The organism is Streptomyces sp. NPDC001443 (assembly GCF_053597355.1).
On the sequence record NZ_JBSFIA010000061.1, the window covers coordinates 24,614 to 39,103 of the forward strand.

Genomic DNA, 14,490 nt, shown 5'->3' on the forward strand with positions numbered 1-14,490 from the left:
CCCGGCTGTCCCCCGACGGCGGTGAATGCGCCCCGCCGAACCCGCTCCGGCCGTCAGCGCCCCTGGTAGCGGGCCGCGTTCGTGCGGGCCGTGCCGAGTTTTCCGTAGAGCTGCCGCCCTGGGCACTCCGTGGCGAACCCGTCCCGGTGGCCGGAGATCACGTTCAGTCGTACCTTCTTACCTTTTCGGTAGAGATTGCCACCGCCGGACGTCAGATATGTCTTTCCGCGCGGATTGGCGCCGAACAGACCCAGCTTCCACGCCGTCAGCCGGGCGACGGCCGTCACCGCCGCGGCGGCCGGCTTGGTGGTGCCGTACGTGCCCAGGACCGCGATCCCCATGCTGTCGGTGTTGAAACCGAGGGTGTGCGCACCCCGGACCGGCTTCGCCACTCCCCCGGCGCGCCCCTCGTAGATGTTTCCGCACTTGTCGACGAGGAAGTTGTAGCCGATGTCCCGCCAGCCCATGCTCTTGACGTGGTAGCGGTAGATACCGCGGATGAGCGACGGCACCTGTGAACACGTGTACGTGTTGCCGGAGGCCGTGTGGTGCACGAAGGCGGCCTTGACCTTCGACGTGTAGACGAACCCCTTCTCCCGCAGCGTCTCGCTCGCGCCCCAGCCGAGCCGGGTGACGATGCGCGGGCGCGGGCCGATGTACGGCGTCGCCCGTTGCCGCTGCGCCGGGTCGGCGGCCGGCAGGGTGCGCAGTTCGTCCACGGTCTGGCGCCGGGTCAGCGCGGGGATCACGGTGGCGCCGAGCGGGACCAGGTCGGCGTTGGCCGCGGACGCGGTGGCCGCGGCGGCGGCCGGTCGGACCCCGGCGCCCGATGTCCCCAGCGGCGTACGGAACTTCACGGCACCGGTGCGCGGTGCGGCCACCGGCACGTGGCGCGGCCCCGACCGCACGGCGCGGGCAGCCGGGCCGGGGTTCGCGCGTCCCGGGTCGACGAGTTCGAGGCGCAGTCCGGAGGGGAGCCGGGAGCCGGCCGGGAGCACCGCGCGCGGGACACGGCCCGCGCGTTGGACCGAGGCCGGGCCGTGGGCTCCGTACTCGGTGTGGACGCGCACCTCGACTCCGTTCGAATCACCCACCCACAGGGGCGCGGTGGCGCCCCGCACCCGGCCCGCGGCGCGCTCGGCGGTGCCGGGGTCTGCGCCGTGGTCGCCGTTGTGCGTGTCGACGTTCCTCCAGCCGGACCAGGCACGGGTGCCGACCGCGCGGGTGCGGACCTGGACGCGGCCGCGCAGTTCGACGTCCGGGTCGTCCCAGACGACACCGACCAGGGAGAAGCGGTGCACGCCGCGGCGCGGCAGACCCTGGTCCTTGGCCAGGGTGCCGGGGGTGCGGGTGGCGGAGCCCCGGTGGTCGGGAGCGAGGGGGACGAGGGGCAGCGACTGGGTGCTGCCGGGCAGGTCGGACGCGGCGGCCGCGGCCGTGGCGGACCGGACCGCGGCGGACTCGGCCAGGTCGGCCGCGGCCGTGGCGGGGGCGGCCGCGTCGCCGGTCGGGAGCAAGCTCGCGGACACCGGCATGGGCGCCGCGGCGGCGGGCGGACTCAGCGGCAGGGCGAGGGCGGCCGCACAGGTGACACCGATCGAAGAAGCAAGCAATCCACGCATATCGCCGATCCTGGACATAGTCATATATGTCTGTCCATCGGAGAACTGACGGCCCGTCGGACGTCGTTCCGCCGAACCGGTGGCCCGCGACCGGCCCGCCGGTGGGAGCCCGCGGCACCGCCCGCGTACGCTTGCGCGGGTGAACGCCACCGATCGCACCCCTGCCGACCTGCTGCGTTCCGCGCTCGCCGCGGATCCCGCGCGCCCCCTGGTGACCTTCTACGACGACGCCACCGGCGAACGTGTCGAACTGTCCGTGGCCACCTTCGCCAATTGGGTGGCCAAGACCGCCAACCTCCTCCAGGACGGACTGTCCGCGGAACCGGGCGACCGGGTCGCGCTGCTGCTGCCCGCGCACTGGCAGACGGCGGTGTGGCTGCTGGCGTGCTCTTCGGTGGGTGTCGTCGCGGACATGTCGGGGGATCCGGCGCGAGCGGACTTCGTCGTGGCCGGACCGGGACGGTTCGAGGCGGGGCTCGCGTGCCGCGGGGAGCGGTACGCCCTGTCGCTGGCGCCGCTCGGCCGCCGCTTCCTGCCGGGGCCCCCCGAGGGCTACGCCGATTACGCGGTGGACGTGCCGGCCCATGGCGACCGGTTCGCGCCGTACGTGCCCGTGGACCCGGAGGAGCCCGCGCTGATCGTGGCCGGTGCGGAGTTCACGGGGGCCGAGGTCGTGGCGCGGGCACGGGACGAAGCCGCCGGGCTGGGGTTCACCGGGCCCGGGGCCCGACTGCTGTCGGGGCTGCCCTACGACACGTGGGAGGGGCTGAGCGCCGGGCTGTACGCGGCGCTGGCGAGCGGCGGGTCCGTGGTGCTGTGCCGGCACCTGGAGGAACTCTCGGACGACGGGCTCGCGAAGCGGGTCGAGAGCGAGCGGGTGACGGCGGTTCGCTAGGCGCGGGCCGGCTCCGCCGGAGGGCCGGTGGAATCCGCAGGCCGGCTGCGGCCTGGTGCGCGGCTCCTCGCGCCCCTTGGGTGCGGCTTGGTGCACGGCTCCCCGCGCCCCTGGGGATTTCGCCGGAGGGCCGGTGGAATCCGCGGGCAGGCTGGGCCTGGCGTGCGGTTCCCCGCGCCCCTGGGGTGCGGCCGGGTGCACGGTTCCCCGCGCCCCTGAAGGGGTCGCCCGTTCGGCGTACTCCCGCCCGCAGGGCCGCTTCGGTCGCGCCATGGTCGTAGGAGCAGCACCCTGGTACGCGATGAGGGGGTGGACCCGGACGTGACCGACGACGCGGCGGAAGCCGTCCGGGGCCGGTGCGCCGACGGGGCTCGGTCCTCCGGGGGGTGTCTCGGGCCGGGAGCGGGGGCCACCGCCGTGGGCAGCGGGCTGATACGGCGGCGACGGCGGTGGCTGCAGGGAGCGGCGATCGGGGTGACGGTGCTCGTCGCCGGTGCCGTCGGGGCCGGGTGGACGGTGTACGCGAAGCTGGACGGCAACATCAGGGCCGACGACGCGGCCGCGGCGGAACTCGCCCGGTACGACCGTGAGCGGCCCACGGCACTCGTGCACGACGCGCAGAACATCCTGCTGATCGGTTCGGACTCGCGCTCGGGGGACGGGAACGGGAAGTACGGGCGGGACTCGGGGACCGCGCGGTCGGACACGACGATCCTGCTGCACCTGGCCGCCGGGCGGCGCAGCGCGACCGCCGTCTCCCTGCCGCGCGACCTGATGGTGGACGTGCCCTCGTGCCTGCGCCCCGACGGCAGCCACACCGAGCCCACGTTCTCGATGTTCAACTACGCCTTCCAGATGGGCGGTTCGGCCTGCACGGTGCGCACGGTGGAGAAGCTCACCGATATCCGCGTCGACCACTACGCCGTCGTCGACTTCACCGGGTTCAAGGACATGGTGGACGCCGTCGATGGCGTCCAGGTGTGCCTGAAGGGCCCCATCACCGACAAGGCGGCCAGGCTGAGGCTGCCCGCCGGCCGCGTCACGCTCGACGGCGAACAGGCTCTCGGTTACGTCCGCGCCCGCAAGTCGCTCGGCGACGGCAGCGACACCAGCCGGATGGACCGCCAGCAACGGTTCCTCGGCGCGCTGGTGGACAAGGTGCGGAGCGACGACGTACTGCTCAATCCGGGCAAGCTCTACCCGGTGCTGGACGCGGCGACGTCGTCGCTCACCACCGACCCGGGCCTGGCGAGCCTGCGCGGTCTCTACGAGCTCGTGCGCGGACTGCGCGACGTCCCCGTGAAGCGCGTGCAGTTCCTGACCGTGCCGCGGCGGTCGTACGTGTACGACGCCAACCGTGATCAGCTCGTGGAACCCGCGGCTGAACGTCTATTCGAAAAGCTGCGCCACGACGCGCCGGTACGGATCTCCCGGAACCCTTCGAAGAATTCCGGCGATTCCTACCTAAATGACTCCGCGTTCGCCACACCCGTCTTCCGGGGTCACACGGCCGCCGAGGACAGCTGCGAGTAAAGCGCTTGCCAAGCTGACGTACATTTACGAACGCCAGTTCAAGGAAATGGGCGTATTGCCCGCTTGTAGGAACGTGGAATTTGTCACCGTCGTCGCCTGACGTTGAACTGGGCGGATAGTGTGAGCGCTCCCGGTGCCCTGGCCCGCGAGGTCCTGCCTCGGGTCGCGCACTGTGTGACCGTGACCCGAGCGCCTCGAGGGGGGAAAGGCGCCGCGTGGCCCTGACGGAGGATTCGGACAACCGTGGACGCGCAAGGCCGTGGGCGGGCGGACAACATCGACCCCGCAGACCAGTGGGTACTCAATCCGAACACCGGCGAATACGAACTGCGACTGGCTCCTTCCACTCCGCAATCAGCGGTTCCCAGGCCTCGCCGATCCGCGCCACGCGGATCGGGTGCCGCGGATGTGAACAAGAGCACAGCGCGCAGTCGTACCGCCGCGCCGCCCGGACGGGAGAGGGAGGTGCCGGATCACGACATCCCGGCACCGCGCCGACGCCGTGGCGTGCCCGAGGAACCGCCGCCCGGACGGAGGGGACGGCGGCCCGAGAAGAAGAAGTCACGCGCGAAGAAGATCCTGATGTGGACCGGCGGCACGATGGCCTTCGTGCTGGTCGCCGGCGCCGGCGCGGGATACCTCTACATCAAGCACCTCAACGACAACATCCAGTCGTCCCCGGACGACGGCGCGAGCACCGGTGGCTTCAACAAGGACAAGGCGATCAACGTCCTGATCATCGGCACCGACAAGCGCACCGGCGCGGGCAACAAGGGCTACGGCGACGCCGGCAGCGTCGGCCACGCCGACACCACGATCCTGCTGCACGTCTCCAAGGACCGGACGAACGCGACCGCGCTCAGCATCCCGCGCGACCTGATCGTGGACGTCCCGGACTGCCCGACGACGCAGGCGGACGGCACCACCAAGGTCATCAAGGGCACGGACGGCGTCCGCTTCAACACCAGCCTCGGCCAGGACGAGCGGACACCGAGCTGCACCATGCGCACGGTCACCGAACTGACCGGGATCACCCCGGACAACTTCATGGTGGCCGACTTCAACGCGGTCAAGACGCTGACCACGGCGGTCGGCGGTGTCGACGTGTGTCTCGGCAAGGACATCAACGACTCCGGCTCGCACCTGAACCTGAAGAAGGGGACCCAGCACATCGAGGGCGAGACGGCGCTCGCCTTCGTCCGTACCCGGCACGCCGTCGGTTTCGGCGGCGACCTGAGCCGGATCGCGCTGCAGCAGCAGTTCCTCAGCGCGCTGATGCGCAAGCTGAGTTCCAACTCCACCCTCACCAGTCCGTCGAAGATGGTGAAGGTGGCCGAGGCGGCCACCAAGGCGCTGACCGTGGACTCCCAGCTCGACAGCATCGGCAAGCTGAAGGACCTCGGGCTGGAGCTGGGCAAGCTCAACCCCAAGAACCTGACGTTCGCCACCGTGCCGGTGCTCGACAACCCGGCCGAGAAGGTGAAGGCCACGGTCGTTCTCAACACGGCCACGGCGCCCACGATCTTCCAGATGATCCAGGACGACGTGTCCTTCACCGAGGTCGCGGCGCAGAAGAAGGCAGCCAAGAGCAAGGAGGCCGCCGAGGCCGCCAAGCGCCTGGAGGGCGCCCAGTCCGCGGCCTCCGAGGTGCGGGTGCGGATCCTGAACGGCGGGGCCGTGGCCGGCAGCGCACAGGAAACACTTAACTGGCTGCAGAATGATGAGGGCGTGACGAAGTCGGAGAACGCGGGCAACGCCCCGGCGGCTCTGAGCAAGACAACGCTGGAGTACGCGCCCGACCAGGCCGACCAGGCACGCAAGCTCGCCAAGCTCATGGGTCTCTCCGGATCCGCGATGAAGCCCGGCGAGAGCGTGACCAACTCGCAAGGTCTGCCCGCGATGACGCTGACTCTCGGCAAGGACTTCAAGGGTGCGGGCGTATCCCTGACCGCGGCGACAAAGGTGCCGGACACGGTCAGTACGTCCACAGCGGACAAGGTTGAGTGCGCCAAGTGACCTAACGGGTCCGTCACGCGTCTCTTAGAACGCGGGACGGACCCGTTGTCGGGCGCAGGGTGGGGAGGCTGGAGTTGGCGCAGAGCATTGTGCGAGGGGAGGCGTCTGCGGTGGACGACACGATGTCGCTCACGCCGCAGGGCCAGGGCACGCCGTCGGACCAGGAACTGTCGGACCAGGAACTGCACGGGGACGGTGGCCACGGCACCAAGAAGCCGGGCCGCAGCCGGCGGGTGCTGCGCTGGTCGGCGACGGTGATGGCCGTGGTCATACTCGGCACGGCCGGCGCCGGATACCTGTATTACCGCCACCTCAACGGCAACATCCACAAGGATGCGTTGAACATCGGCGACGAGAAGGACAGAGCCGCCGGCACGAAGGCGAACGCGGCCGGACAGACCGCGATGAACATCCTGCTGATCGGTTCGGACGCGCGCGACACCGAGGAGAACCAGAAGCTCGGCGGCGCCAAGGAGACCTTCGGCGGCACTCCCCTCGCCGACGTCCAGATGCTGCTGCACGTCTCCGCCGACCGCTCCAACATGTCGGTCGTGAGCATGCCGCGCGACACCCTGCTCGACATACCCAAGTGCACGGACCCGGACACCGGCAAGGTCTACGCGGCGAGCACCACGACCGTGATGGCGAACCAGTCGCTGGGCCGCGGCGGTCCGGGCTGCACGGTGGCGACGTGGGAGAAGCTGACCGACATCCACATCGACCACTTCATGATGATCGACTTCTCCGGTGTGGTCTCCATGGCGGACGCGATAGGCGGCGTCCCGGTCTGTGTGAGCGCCAACGTCTGGTCGCACACCTCCACCGGCCACGGCTCGGGCCTGAAGCTGAAGGAGGGCACGACGCCGATCAAGGGCAAGCAGGCCCTCCAGTGGCTGCGCACCCGGTACGGCTTCGAGGACGGCAGTGACCTCGCGCGCGCCAAGGCGCAGCACATGTACATGAACTCGATGGTCCGCGAGCTGCGTGCCAGCGCGAAGCTGACCAACCCGACCAAGTTGCAGAGCCTCGCCGAGGCGGCGACGAAGGCGATCACCGTCGACGACGGCCTGGGCACCATCACGAAGATGTACGACCTGGCCGAGGAGCTCAAGAAGGTCCCGACGGACCGCATCACGATGACGACGATGCCGAACGAATACGTCGGCGCGCGCGTGAAGCCCACGGCCGACGCCACGAAGCTGTTCCGCATGGTGCGCGAGGACATCGCCCTCGACGGCAAGGACAAGAAGAAGACCGCTGCCACCGCCACCCCGGCGGCGACCGCGGATCCGGCCGCCGCGGACGACCAGATCGCGGTCCAGGTCCGCAACGGCACGGCCACCGACACCCTGGCCCCGGTCCCCGGACGCGCCAAGGCGGTGACCGAGCTGCTGACCGGCAAGGGCTTCACCGAGGCCAAGGCGGACACCACCGCGGCCACGGCCGAGGCCACCACGCTGATCCGCTACCCGAGCGCCGACCTCAAGGGCGACGCCGAGCGGGTCGCGAAGGCGCTGGGCATCCCGGCGAGCGCGGTGGAAAAGTCCACCGCCGTCTCCGGGATCACGCTCGTGGTGGGAGCGGACTGGCGATCGGGTACGACGTACAAGGCGCCGGCGGACGAGGACAAGACGCCCGACACGGCGCAGGCGATCAACGCCTCCGACACCTCGCAGTGCATGCAGGTCAACCCGGCTTACACCTGGTAGGCGGGCAGCCCCCGGACACACATCGGCCCGGACCGCGGGAGAGCGGTCCGGGCCGAGCCGTACGTTCAGGCCTCAGGCCTCAGGCCTCAGGCCTCCGCGCCGACGACCGCGGGCCGCCGGGAGGCGATGACCTTCCTGGCCAGCGACCGCGGGCTGGTGAGGAAGCCCCAGCCCCACGACATGTGCATGGTGGCCAGCGCGACGGGGATCCGGAGCCGTGCCTTCAGCGGCAGCCCCTTGCCCGCGGGCACCGACCCGGCGACGATCGCGGCGAGGTAGCCGCCGGGTATGACGAAGCCCCACGGGGTGAGGGCCGCGCCCACGACGAGGCCCGCCGCGATCGCGCAGACCGCGGCCGGCGGGGCGAGATAGCGCAGGTTGATGGAGCCCTCGTGGTAGCGGGCGACCACGTGCCGCCAGCGGCCGTAGTCCTTGTACTGCTTGGCGAGCGCCTTCACGCTGGGGCGCGGACGGTACGACACCCTCAGCTCGGGCGAGAACCAGATGAGGCCGCCGGCCTCCCTGATCCGGAAGTTCAGCTCCCAGTCCTGGGCGCGGATGAACTCCTCGTTGTAGCCGCCCTGCCGCTCCAGTGCCTCACGGCGGAAGACGCCCAGGTACACCGTCTCGGCCGGGGCGGCCTGTCCACCGGTGTGGAAGGCGGCGTTGCCGACGCCGATCTTCGAGGTCATGGCCGCGGCGACCGCGTGCTCCCAGTCGTTCTCGCCCTCGGCGTGCATGATGCCGCCGACGTTCTGCGCGCCGGTCTCCTCCAGGAGCCGTACGGCGGTGGCGATGTAGTTCGGCGAGAGCATGCCGTGGCCGTCCACGCGGACCACGACCGGATGGCGGGAGGCCTTGATCGCGGCGTTGAGGGCGGCGGGCGTACGACCGGTCGGGTTCGGCACGGTGTGCACCCGCGGGTCCTCCGCCACGAGCTCGGCGGCGATCTCGTCCGTACGGTCCGTGGACGGACCGATGGCGATCACGACCTCCATCTCGCCCGCGTACTCCTGGGCGAGGATCGCTCGGACGGCCTGCCGGAGATGCCGTTCCTCGTTGAGGACGGGCATGATCACGGAAACGGCGGGAAGCTGCACGTCGGACTTGGCGTTCATCGGTGCTCACGTTACCGCGAACGGGCGACACCGGCGCGCGCCGCCGGGTGCTCAAACCTGGGCGGCAGATCGTATGGGCCTACTGTGCTCACGGATCGCGTACGGCCTCGTCCGGAGGTGTCCCTCTTGTCCACCCCCACCCGTTCCCCCGCCCGGCCACGGCCCCGACCGCAGCGGGCCCGCCGTGCGCCGCGGCCCCCCGTACGGCGCAGAAGGCCGCGCTGGGCCATGCGGGCGGTGACCACGGTGTCGGTGGTGGTGCTCGCCGCGGCCGGGATCGGGCACTCCGTGGTCGCGAGCCTGGACGCGGGTATCGCCCGGGTCGACCCGTTCAAGGACATGAAGAACCGCCCGCGCGCGGGCCACGGCATGAACGTCCTGCTGGTGGGCACCGACGGCCGGGACCGGATCACCGAGGCGGAGCGGCGCAAGTACCGGCTCGGCGGCGCCCCCTGCCACTGCACCGACACGATCATGATCGTGCACATCTCGGAGAACCTGGAGCGGGCGAGCGTGGTGAGCCTGCCGCGCGACAGCTACGCCGACACGCCTCCGCACGTCGACCAGACCACCGGCCGGCCGCACGCCGGCCACCCCATCAAGCTGAACGCGGCCTACGCGGAGGGCGGGCCGCAGCTGACCGTGCGCACGGTCGAGAGCATGACCCACGTCAAGATCGACCACTATCTGGAGGTCGACTTCACCAGCTTCATGAAGACGGTGGACGTGCTCGGCGGGGTGCGGATCTGCACCGCCGTACCGATGAAGGACTCCTACACCGGACTGGACCTGCCGGCCGGCACCCACACGCTGATGGGCGGGCAGGCCCTCCAGTACGTCCGCTCCCGGCACGTGGACGGCGCGTCCGACCTCGGCCGGATGCAGCGCCAGCAGCGCTTCCTGGCGGCGCTGGTGGACCGGGCCACGTCCTCCGGGGTGCTGCTGAACCCGATCCGGTTCCGGGACGTCACACGGGCGGTGCTCGGCTCGGTGCGCGCCGACAAGGGCTTCGGCACGGACGAACTGCTGGACCTCGGCCGGGCGATGCGCAACTTCTCGCCGTCCTCGTCGGAGTTCACCACCGTGCCCATCGGCCGGATGGGATACGCGGTCAAGGGCATCGGCTCCACGCTGAAGTGGGACCCCGTCAGGTCCGAGCGCCTCTTCCGGGCGCTGCGCGACGACAGGCCGCTGGCCACGCACCGGCCGCCGCCCCGCAACGCCGCGGCGCGGGTGGCGGTGGCCCCGCAGCAGATCCGGGTGCAGGTGGAGAACGGCACCGCCACCGCCGGGCTCGGCAGGCGCGTGGACGCCGCGCTGACCGCCACGGGCTTCGCCACCACCCGGCGTCCCGCCAACGCCGCCGACCGCACGGTCACGCGCACGGTCGTCGTCTACGACCCGCGCTGGGACCGCTCGGCGAAGTCCCTGGCCGTCGCCCTGCCGGGCAGCGAACTACGGGCGGTGCGGGGCCAGGGGCCGGTGCTGAAGGTGATCGCCGGCTCGGACTTCCGCCAGGTGCGCAGGGTGCGGGCGGACGATCCCCGGCAGGGCGAGTTCGGGGCGGTCCGCGGGGACGAGGTGGGCTGCGCGTAGGGACGGCCGCCGTGGGCGCGCCGGACGTGCCGGCCCCTCGGCCCCCGACGCGCCCGGAGCCCGGAGCCCGGGGCCCGGGGCATTCGGCGGCCGACGCGCTCGGACTCCGACGCGCCCAGTCCCGACACGCTCAGTCCTCGATGCCCTCCGCCGCCCGCCGGGCCCGCAGCTCCATGATCGCCCTGCGGCGGGCGAGGCGGTGGGTGCGGCGGATCTGGGCCTCCTGGCAGCGGCGCTTGTCGCGTTCCGTCTCCGGGAGGACCGGCGGTACCCGACGCGGCTTGCCGTCGGCGTCCACCGCGGCGAAGACGAGGTAGGCCGAGCCGACCTGGGTGGCCGGGGTGGACTCGTTCCAGCGCTCGGCCAGGACCCGCACGCCGACCTCCATCGAGGTCCTGCCGGTCCAGTTGACCTGGGCCTTCACATGCACCAGGTCACCGACCCTGACCGGCTCCAGGAACGCCATCTCGTCCATGGACGCGGTGACGGCCGGGCCGCCGCTGTGCCGGCCGGCCACCGCGCCCGCCGCGTCGTCGACCAGTTTCATGATCACTCCACCGTGCACCGAGCCCAGGAGGTTGGTGTCGTTGTGGGTCATGATGTGGCTGAGGGTGGTGCGGGACGCGGAGGTCGGCTTGCCCGGGATATCCGAGGTGTCCGATTCCGCTGCTGGGGCCTGGTCTGTCATGACCCCCACCCTATGCCGAGGCGACATCCAGGGAATTTGTGTCAGCTTGGCAACAGCCGGGCCCTGATTTTCCGACGGCTCTTGTGGGGCACACCCCAGGTCCCGGCACACTGGGGCCCATGAGCGATTGGCCCGAGGGATGGTCCGACGAGAACGGCGGCAGCCGGCACGGACGCGGCAGCGCGAGCGCGCAGCCCGAGAGCGCCCGTGTGATGCGGCAGGTCCGCCGCGGTCCGGCGACTCCGCCCGGTCAGGGCGGCGGTTACGGCCCCGGCCCGTCCGCGCCGCCGTACGGGGGCGGCGTCCCGCACCAGCCGTCGTACACCGACGGCCAGGGCTACGACGACGGCTACGACAGCGGCTACAACACGGGCCATGTCTACGGCGCGCCCGGTGGCGGCCCCGGTGGCCCCGAGGGCCCCGACGGGTACGGGCGGCCCCGGCCGAACTGGCGCCGCCGGATCAAGTGGACGGCGATCACCGTGGTGAGCGTGCTGGTGGTCACGACCATCGGCACGTACTTCTGGGCCGACGGCAAGCTGCGCCGCGAGGTCGACCTGTCGAAGGTCATCGACCGGCCCGAGTCGGGCGACGGCACGAACTACCTGATCGTCGGCTCCGACAGCCGTGAGGGCATGTCCGCCGCCGACAAGAAGGCGCTGCACACCGGCTCCGCCGCGGGCAAGCGCACCGACTCGATGATGATCCTGCACGTGGGCAGCAGCGGCGACACGCTGATATCCCTGCCCCGCGACTCGGACGTGGTGATACCCACGTACCAGGGCTCCGAGTCGGGCAAGACCTACCAGGGCCGCGGTCAGCACATGAAGCTGAACGCCGCGTACGCCACGGACGGCCCGACGCTGCTGGTCCGCGCGATCGAGTTCAACACCGGTCTGCACATCGACCACTACGTCGAGATCGGCTTCGCCGGCTTCGCGGGCATCGTGGACGCGGTCGGCGGGGTGGACATCACCATCGACAAGGCGTTCAAGGACAAGTACTCCGGCGCCGACTTCCAGGCGGGCGAGCAGACGCTGAACGGCGAGGAGGCGCTGGCCTTCGTCCGGACCCGGCACGCCTTCGCCGCGTCCGACCTCCAGCGCACGAAGAACCAGCAGAAGTTCCTCGCGGCGCTGGCCCACCAGGTGGCCACCCCGGGGACGATCCTCAACCCGTTCAAGTTCTACCCGACCATGGGCGCGGGTCTGGACTCCCTGATCGTCGACAAGGACATGAGCCTGTGGGACCTGGGCTCCATGTTCTTCGCGATGAAGGGTGTCAACGGCGGTGACGGCACGTCGATGAACATGCCGATCTCGGGCTCCACCGGCGGCAACCTCGTCTGGGACAAGGCGAAGGTGAAGACGCTGGTGAACGAGTTGAACAACGACGAGAAGGTCACGGTGTCCGGTGACTGAGCCGACCCCCCTTCCCGGGCCGAGACCGCCCTTCGACGCGGTGCTGTGCGACGTCGACAACGTCATACGGCACTTCGACCCGGCCGGTCTGGAGGCGCTGGAGCGGGCCGCCGGGCTGGCCGAGGGCACCACGATGAAGGTGGCCTTCGCCCCCGAGGTCGACCTGCCGGTCCTGCTGGGCCTGGCCACCGAGCAGGAGTGGGTGGAGTCCATCACGGAGGGCCTGACCGGCCTGGTGCCCGAGGCGACGGCCTGGGAGCTGGGCACCGCCCTGCTGGAGTCGCCCTTCCACGCCGACGAGACGGTGGTGTCGCTGCTGCGCCGGGCCCGCACCCGGGTGCCGCTGGTCCTGGTCACCAACGCCACCCTGGGCCTGGAGGCCGACCTCGACTCGCTCGGGCTGACCGACCTCGCCGACCACGTCGTCAGCAGCGCCCGGGTGGGCCTGGCCAAGCCGGACCCGCGCATCCTGGAGCTGGCCGCGGTCCGGGCGGGCGCGCGCCCCGAGCGGTGCCTGTTCGTGGACGACACCGAGGAGAACGTGACGGCGGCCGCCGCGCTGGGCATGCACGGCGTGCACTTCCGCCGGGCACCGGACCTGGAGCGCGCCCTGGAACCGCTCTTCGCCTGACCGGGCGACGGAGTGAGGGCACCCCGTGGGGTGCCCTCGGACCCGGTCGGGGTCGATGCCACATCCTGACGCCTGCCGTCGCGCGGCGCCTCTCGACGCGGCGGCGACGGCGCCGAGGCCATTCGTTCGGATGCCGCGGTACGCCCGGCCGCCGGTGCCGCCGTACGCCCTACGGCTTCCTGCCCACCCCGGCGAAGTGGGTGACCTCCACCGGCGCCCCGTCCTTGGTGTCGGAGACGTCGGGCCGCCAGCGGGAGCAGGAGACGATGCCGGGTTCGAGGAGTTCGACGCGGTCGAAGAGACGGGTCAGGTCGTCCCGGCTGCGCAGGGTCATGGGGGCCGAGCCCTGGCTGTTCCAGTACTCGACCGCCTGGGTCATGGCCTCGCCGTCGACCTCGGTGGTGGGGTGGGAGATCACCAGGTGGCTGCCGGAGGGAACGGCGTCCAGGAGCCGGTGGACGATGGACACGGCCTCGTCGGTGTCCATCACGAAGTTGATGATGCCCAGCATGGTGATGGCGACGGGGCGGTCGAGGTCCAGGGTGCGCGCCGCGCCCCTGAGGATCGTCTCGGGGTCGCGCACGTCCGCCTCGAGGTAGTCCGTGACGCCCTCGGGCGTGCTGGTGAGCAGCGCGTGGGCGTGGGTGAGGACCAGGGGGTCGTTGTCGGCGTACACGATCCGGGACGAGGGGGCCACCCGCTGCGCGACCTCGTGCGTGTTGTCCGCCGTCGGCAGGCCGGTGCCTATGTCGAGGAACTGGCGTATCCCCACCTCTCCGGCCAGATGGCGCACCGCCCGCGCCAGGAAGCCCCGGTCCGCCACCGCGGAGCGGGGCAGCGCCGGCACGAAGCCGAGGATCTGGTCGCCGACCTCCTCGTCCACCGGGTAGTGGTCCTTGCCGCCCAGCCAGTAGTTCCAGATGCGGGCCGAGTGCGAGACGTCCGTACGCAGCCGGGTGGTGCGCGCGACGCCTTCGTCCTCGGCGGCGGGGAGATCGGACTGTGACATGGCTTCAGGACTCCTTGCGTCGTCGTCGGCTCGCGGCCGTCCTGCAAGCTACCACCGGGCGGGCTCCAACGCCCTTGACATACAAGGATGTTGGACGGACGGGTGGTGCACGTACGACGGTGGCCCCCCGTCCGGGAAGGGACGGGGGGCCACCGGGAGCGGAAGTACGGCCGCGTTACGGGAGGTTGCGGGCCATGACGATGCGCTGGACCTGGTTGGTGCCCTCGTAGATCTGGGTGATCTTGGCGTCGC

12 protein-coding genes are annotated in these 14,490 nt (G+C 71.2%); 7 read left to right on the forward strand and 5 right to left on the reverse strand.

Annotated features, from left to right (window positions below; all coding sequences use genetic code 11):
• Positions 1-53: 53 nt before the first annotated feature.
• Positions 54-1,622, reverse strand: a complete 1,569-nt coding sequence (locus tag ACWC24_RS38730; protein ID WP_450667607.1) for a peptidoglycan recognition protein family protein — start codon at positions 1,620-1,622, stop codon at positions 54-56.
• Between the two features lie 139 nt (positions 1,623-1,761).
• Between ACWC24_RS38730 and ACWC24_RS38735 the strand changes: the two genes are divergently transcribed.
• The 4 genes from ACWC24_RS38735 to ACWC24_RS38750 all read left to right on the forward strand — a co-directional run bounded on the left by ACWC24_RS38735 (position 1,762) and on the right by ACWC24_RS38750 (position 7,775).
• Positions 1,762-2,517 carry a TIGR03089 family protein gene (locus ACWC24_RS38735; protein ID WP_450667608.1) on the forward strand — a complete coding sequence of 252 codons (756 nt, stop codon included), beginning with the start codon at positions 1,762-1,764 and terminating at the stop codon, positions 2,515-2,517.
• A 417-nt stretch (positions 2,518-2,934) separates the two neighbouring features.
• The gene (locus tag ACWC24_RS38740; RefSeq protein ID WP_450667609.1) at positions 2,935-4,050 is read left to right on the forward strand and encodes an LCP family glycopolymer transferase; all 1,116 of its coding nucleotides are present in this window, start codon (positions 2,935-2,937) and stop codon (positions 4,048-4,050) included.
• A 243-nt stretch (positions 4,051-4,293) separates the two neighbouring features.
• Positions 4,294-6,066: an LCP family protein gene (locus ACWC24_RS38745; RefSeq protein WP_450667610.1), complete on the forward strand. Its 1,773-nt coding sequence runs from the start codon at positions 4,294-4,296 to the stop codon at positions 6,064-6,066.
• Between the two features lie 122 nt (positions 6,067-6,188).
• Entirely contained in the window at positions 6,189-7,775 is a 1,587-nt protein-coding gene (locus tag ACWC24_RS38750; protein WP_450667617.1) for an LCP family protein, read from the forward strand.
• Between the two features lie 86 nt (positions 7,776-7,861).
• Here ACWC24_RS38750 and ACWC24_RS38755 read toward each other — a convergent pair whose 3' ends face one another.
• The gene (locus tag ACWC24_RS38755) at positions 7,862-8,893 is read right to left on the reverse strand and encodes a glycosyltransferase family 2 protein (protein WP_450667611.1); all 1,032 of its coding nucleotides are present in this window, start codon (positions 8,891-8,893) and stop codon (positions 7,862-7,864) included.
• 126 nt (positions 8,894-9,019) lie between these two features.
• Here ACWC24_RS38755 and ACWC24_RS38760 point away from each other — a divergent pair, with 126 nt between their 5' ends.
• On the forward strand, positions 9,020-10,489 hold the full coding sequence (locus tag ACWC24_RS38760) for an LCP family protein (RefSeq protein ID WP_450667612.1): 1,470 nt from the start codon (positions 9,020-9,022) through the stop codon (positions 10,487-10,489).
• Between the two features lie 130 nt (positions 10,490-10,619).
• Here ACWC24_RS38760 and ACWC24_RS38765 read toward each other — a convergent pair whose 3' ends face one another.
• Positions 10,620-11,177, reverse strand: a complete 558-nt coding sequence (locus ACWC24_RS38765) for an acyl-CoA thioesterase (protein WP_450667613.1) — start codon at positions 11,175-11,177, stop codon at positions 10,620-10,622.
• A 119-nt stretch (positions 11,178-11,296) separates the two neighbouring features.
• Between ACWC24_RS38765 and ACWC24_RS38770 the strand changes: the two genes are divergently transcribed.
• Complete coding sequence (locus ACWC24_RS38770; protein WP_450667614.1) at positions 11,297-12,598, forward strand: LCP family protein; 1,302 nt, start codon at positions 11,297-11,299, stop codon at positions 12,596-12,598.
• A complete protein-coding gene (locus ACWC24_RS38775; protein ID WP_450667615.1) occupies positions 12,591-13,229 on the forward strand; it encodes an HAD family hydrolase in 639 nt (212 codons plus the stop codon). Before ACWC24_RS38770 ends, ACWC24_RS38775 begins: the two co-directional genes overlap by 8 nt.
• 169 nt (positions 13,230-13,398) lie before the next feature.
• On the opposite strand, the gene ACWC24_RS38780 is transcribed toward ACWC24_RS38775, so the two are convergent.
• Both ACWC24_RS38780 and ACWC24_RS38785 read right to left on the reverse strand, forming a co-directional pair.
• On the reverse strand, positions 13,399-14,238 hold the full coding sequence (locus ACWC24_RS38780; protein WP_450667616.1) for an SAM-dependent methyltransferase: 840 nt from the start codon (positions 14,236-14,238) through the stop codon (positions 13,399-13,401).
• Between the two features lie 175 nt (positions 14,239-14,413).
• Positions 14,414-14,490 (reverse strand): acyl-CoA dehydrogenase family protein (locus ACWC24_RS38785; protein ID WP_374214750.1); only part of this gene is annotated, 77 nt, incomplete at its 5' end.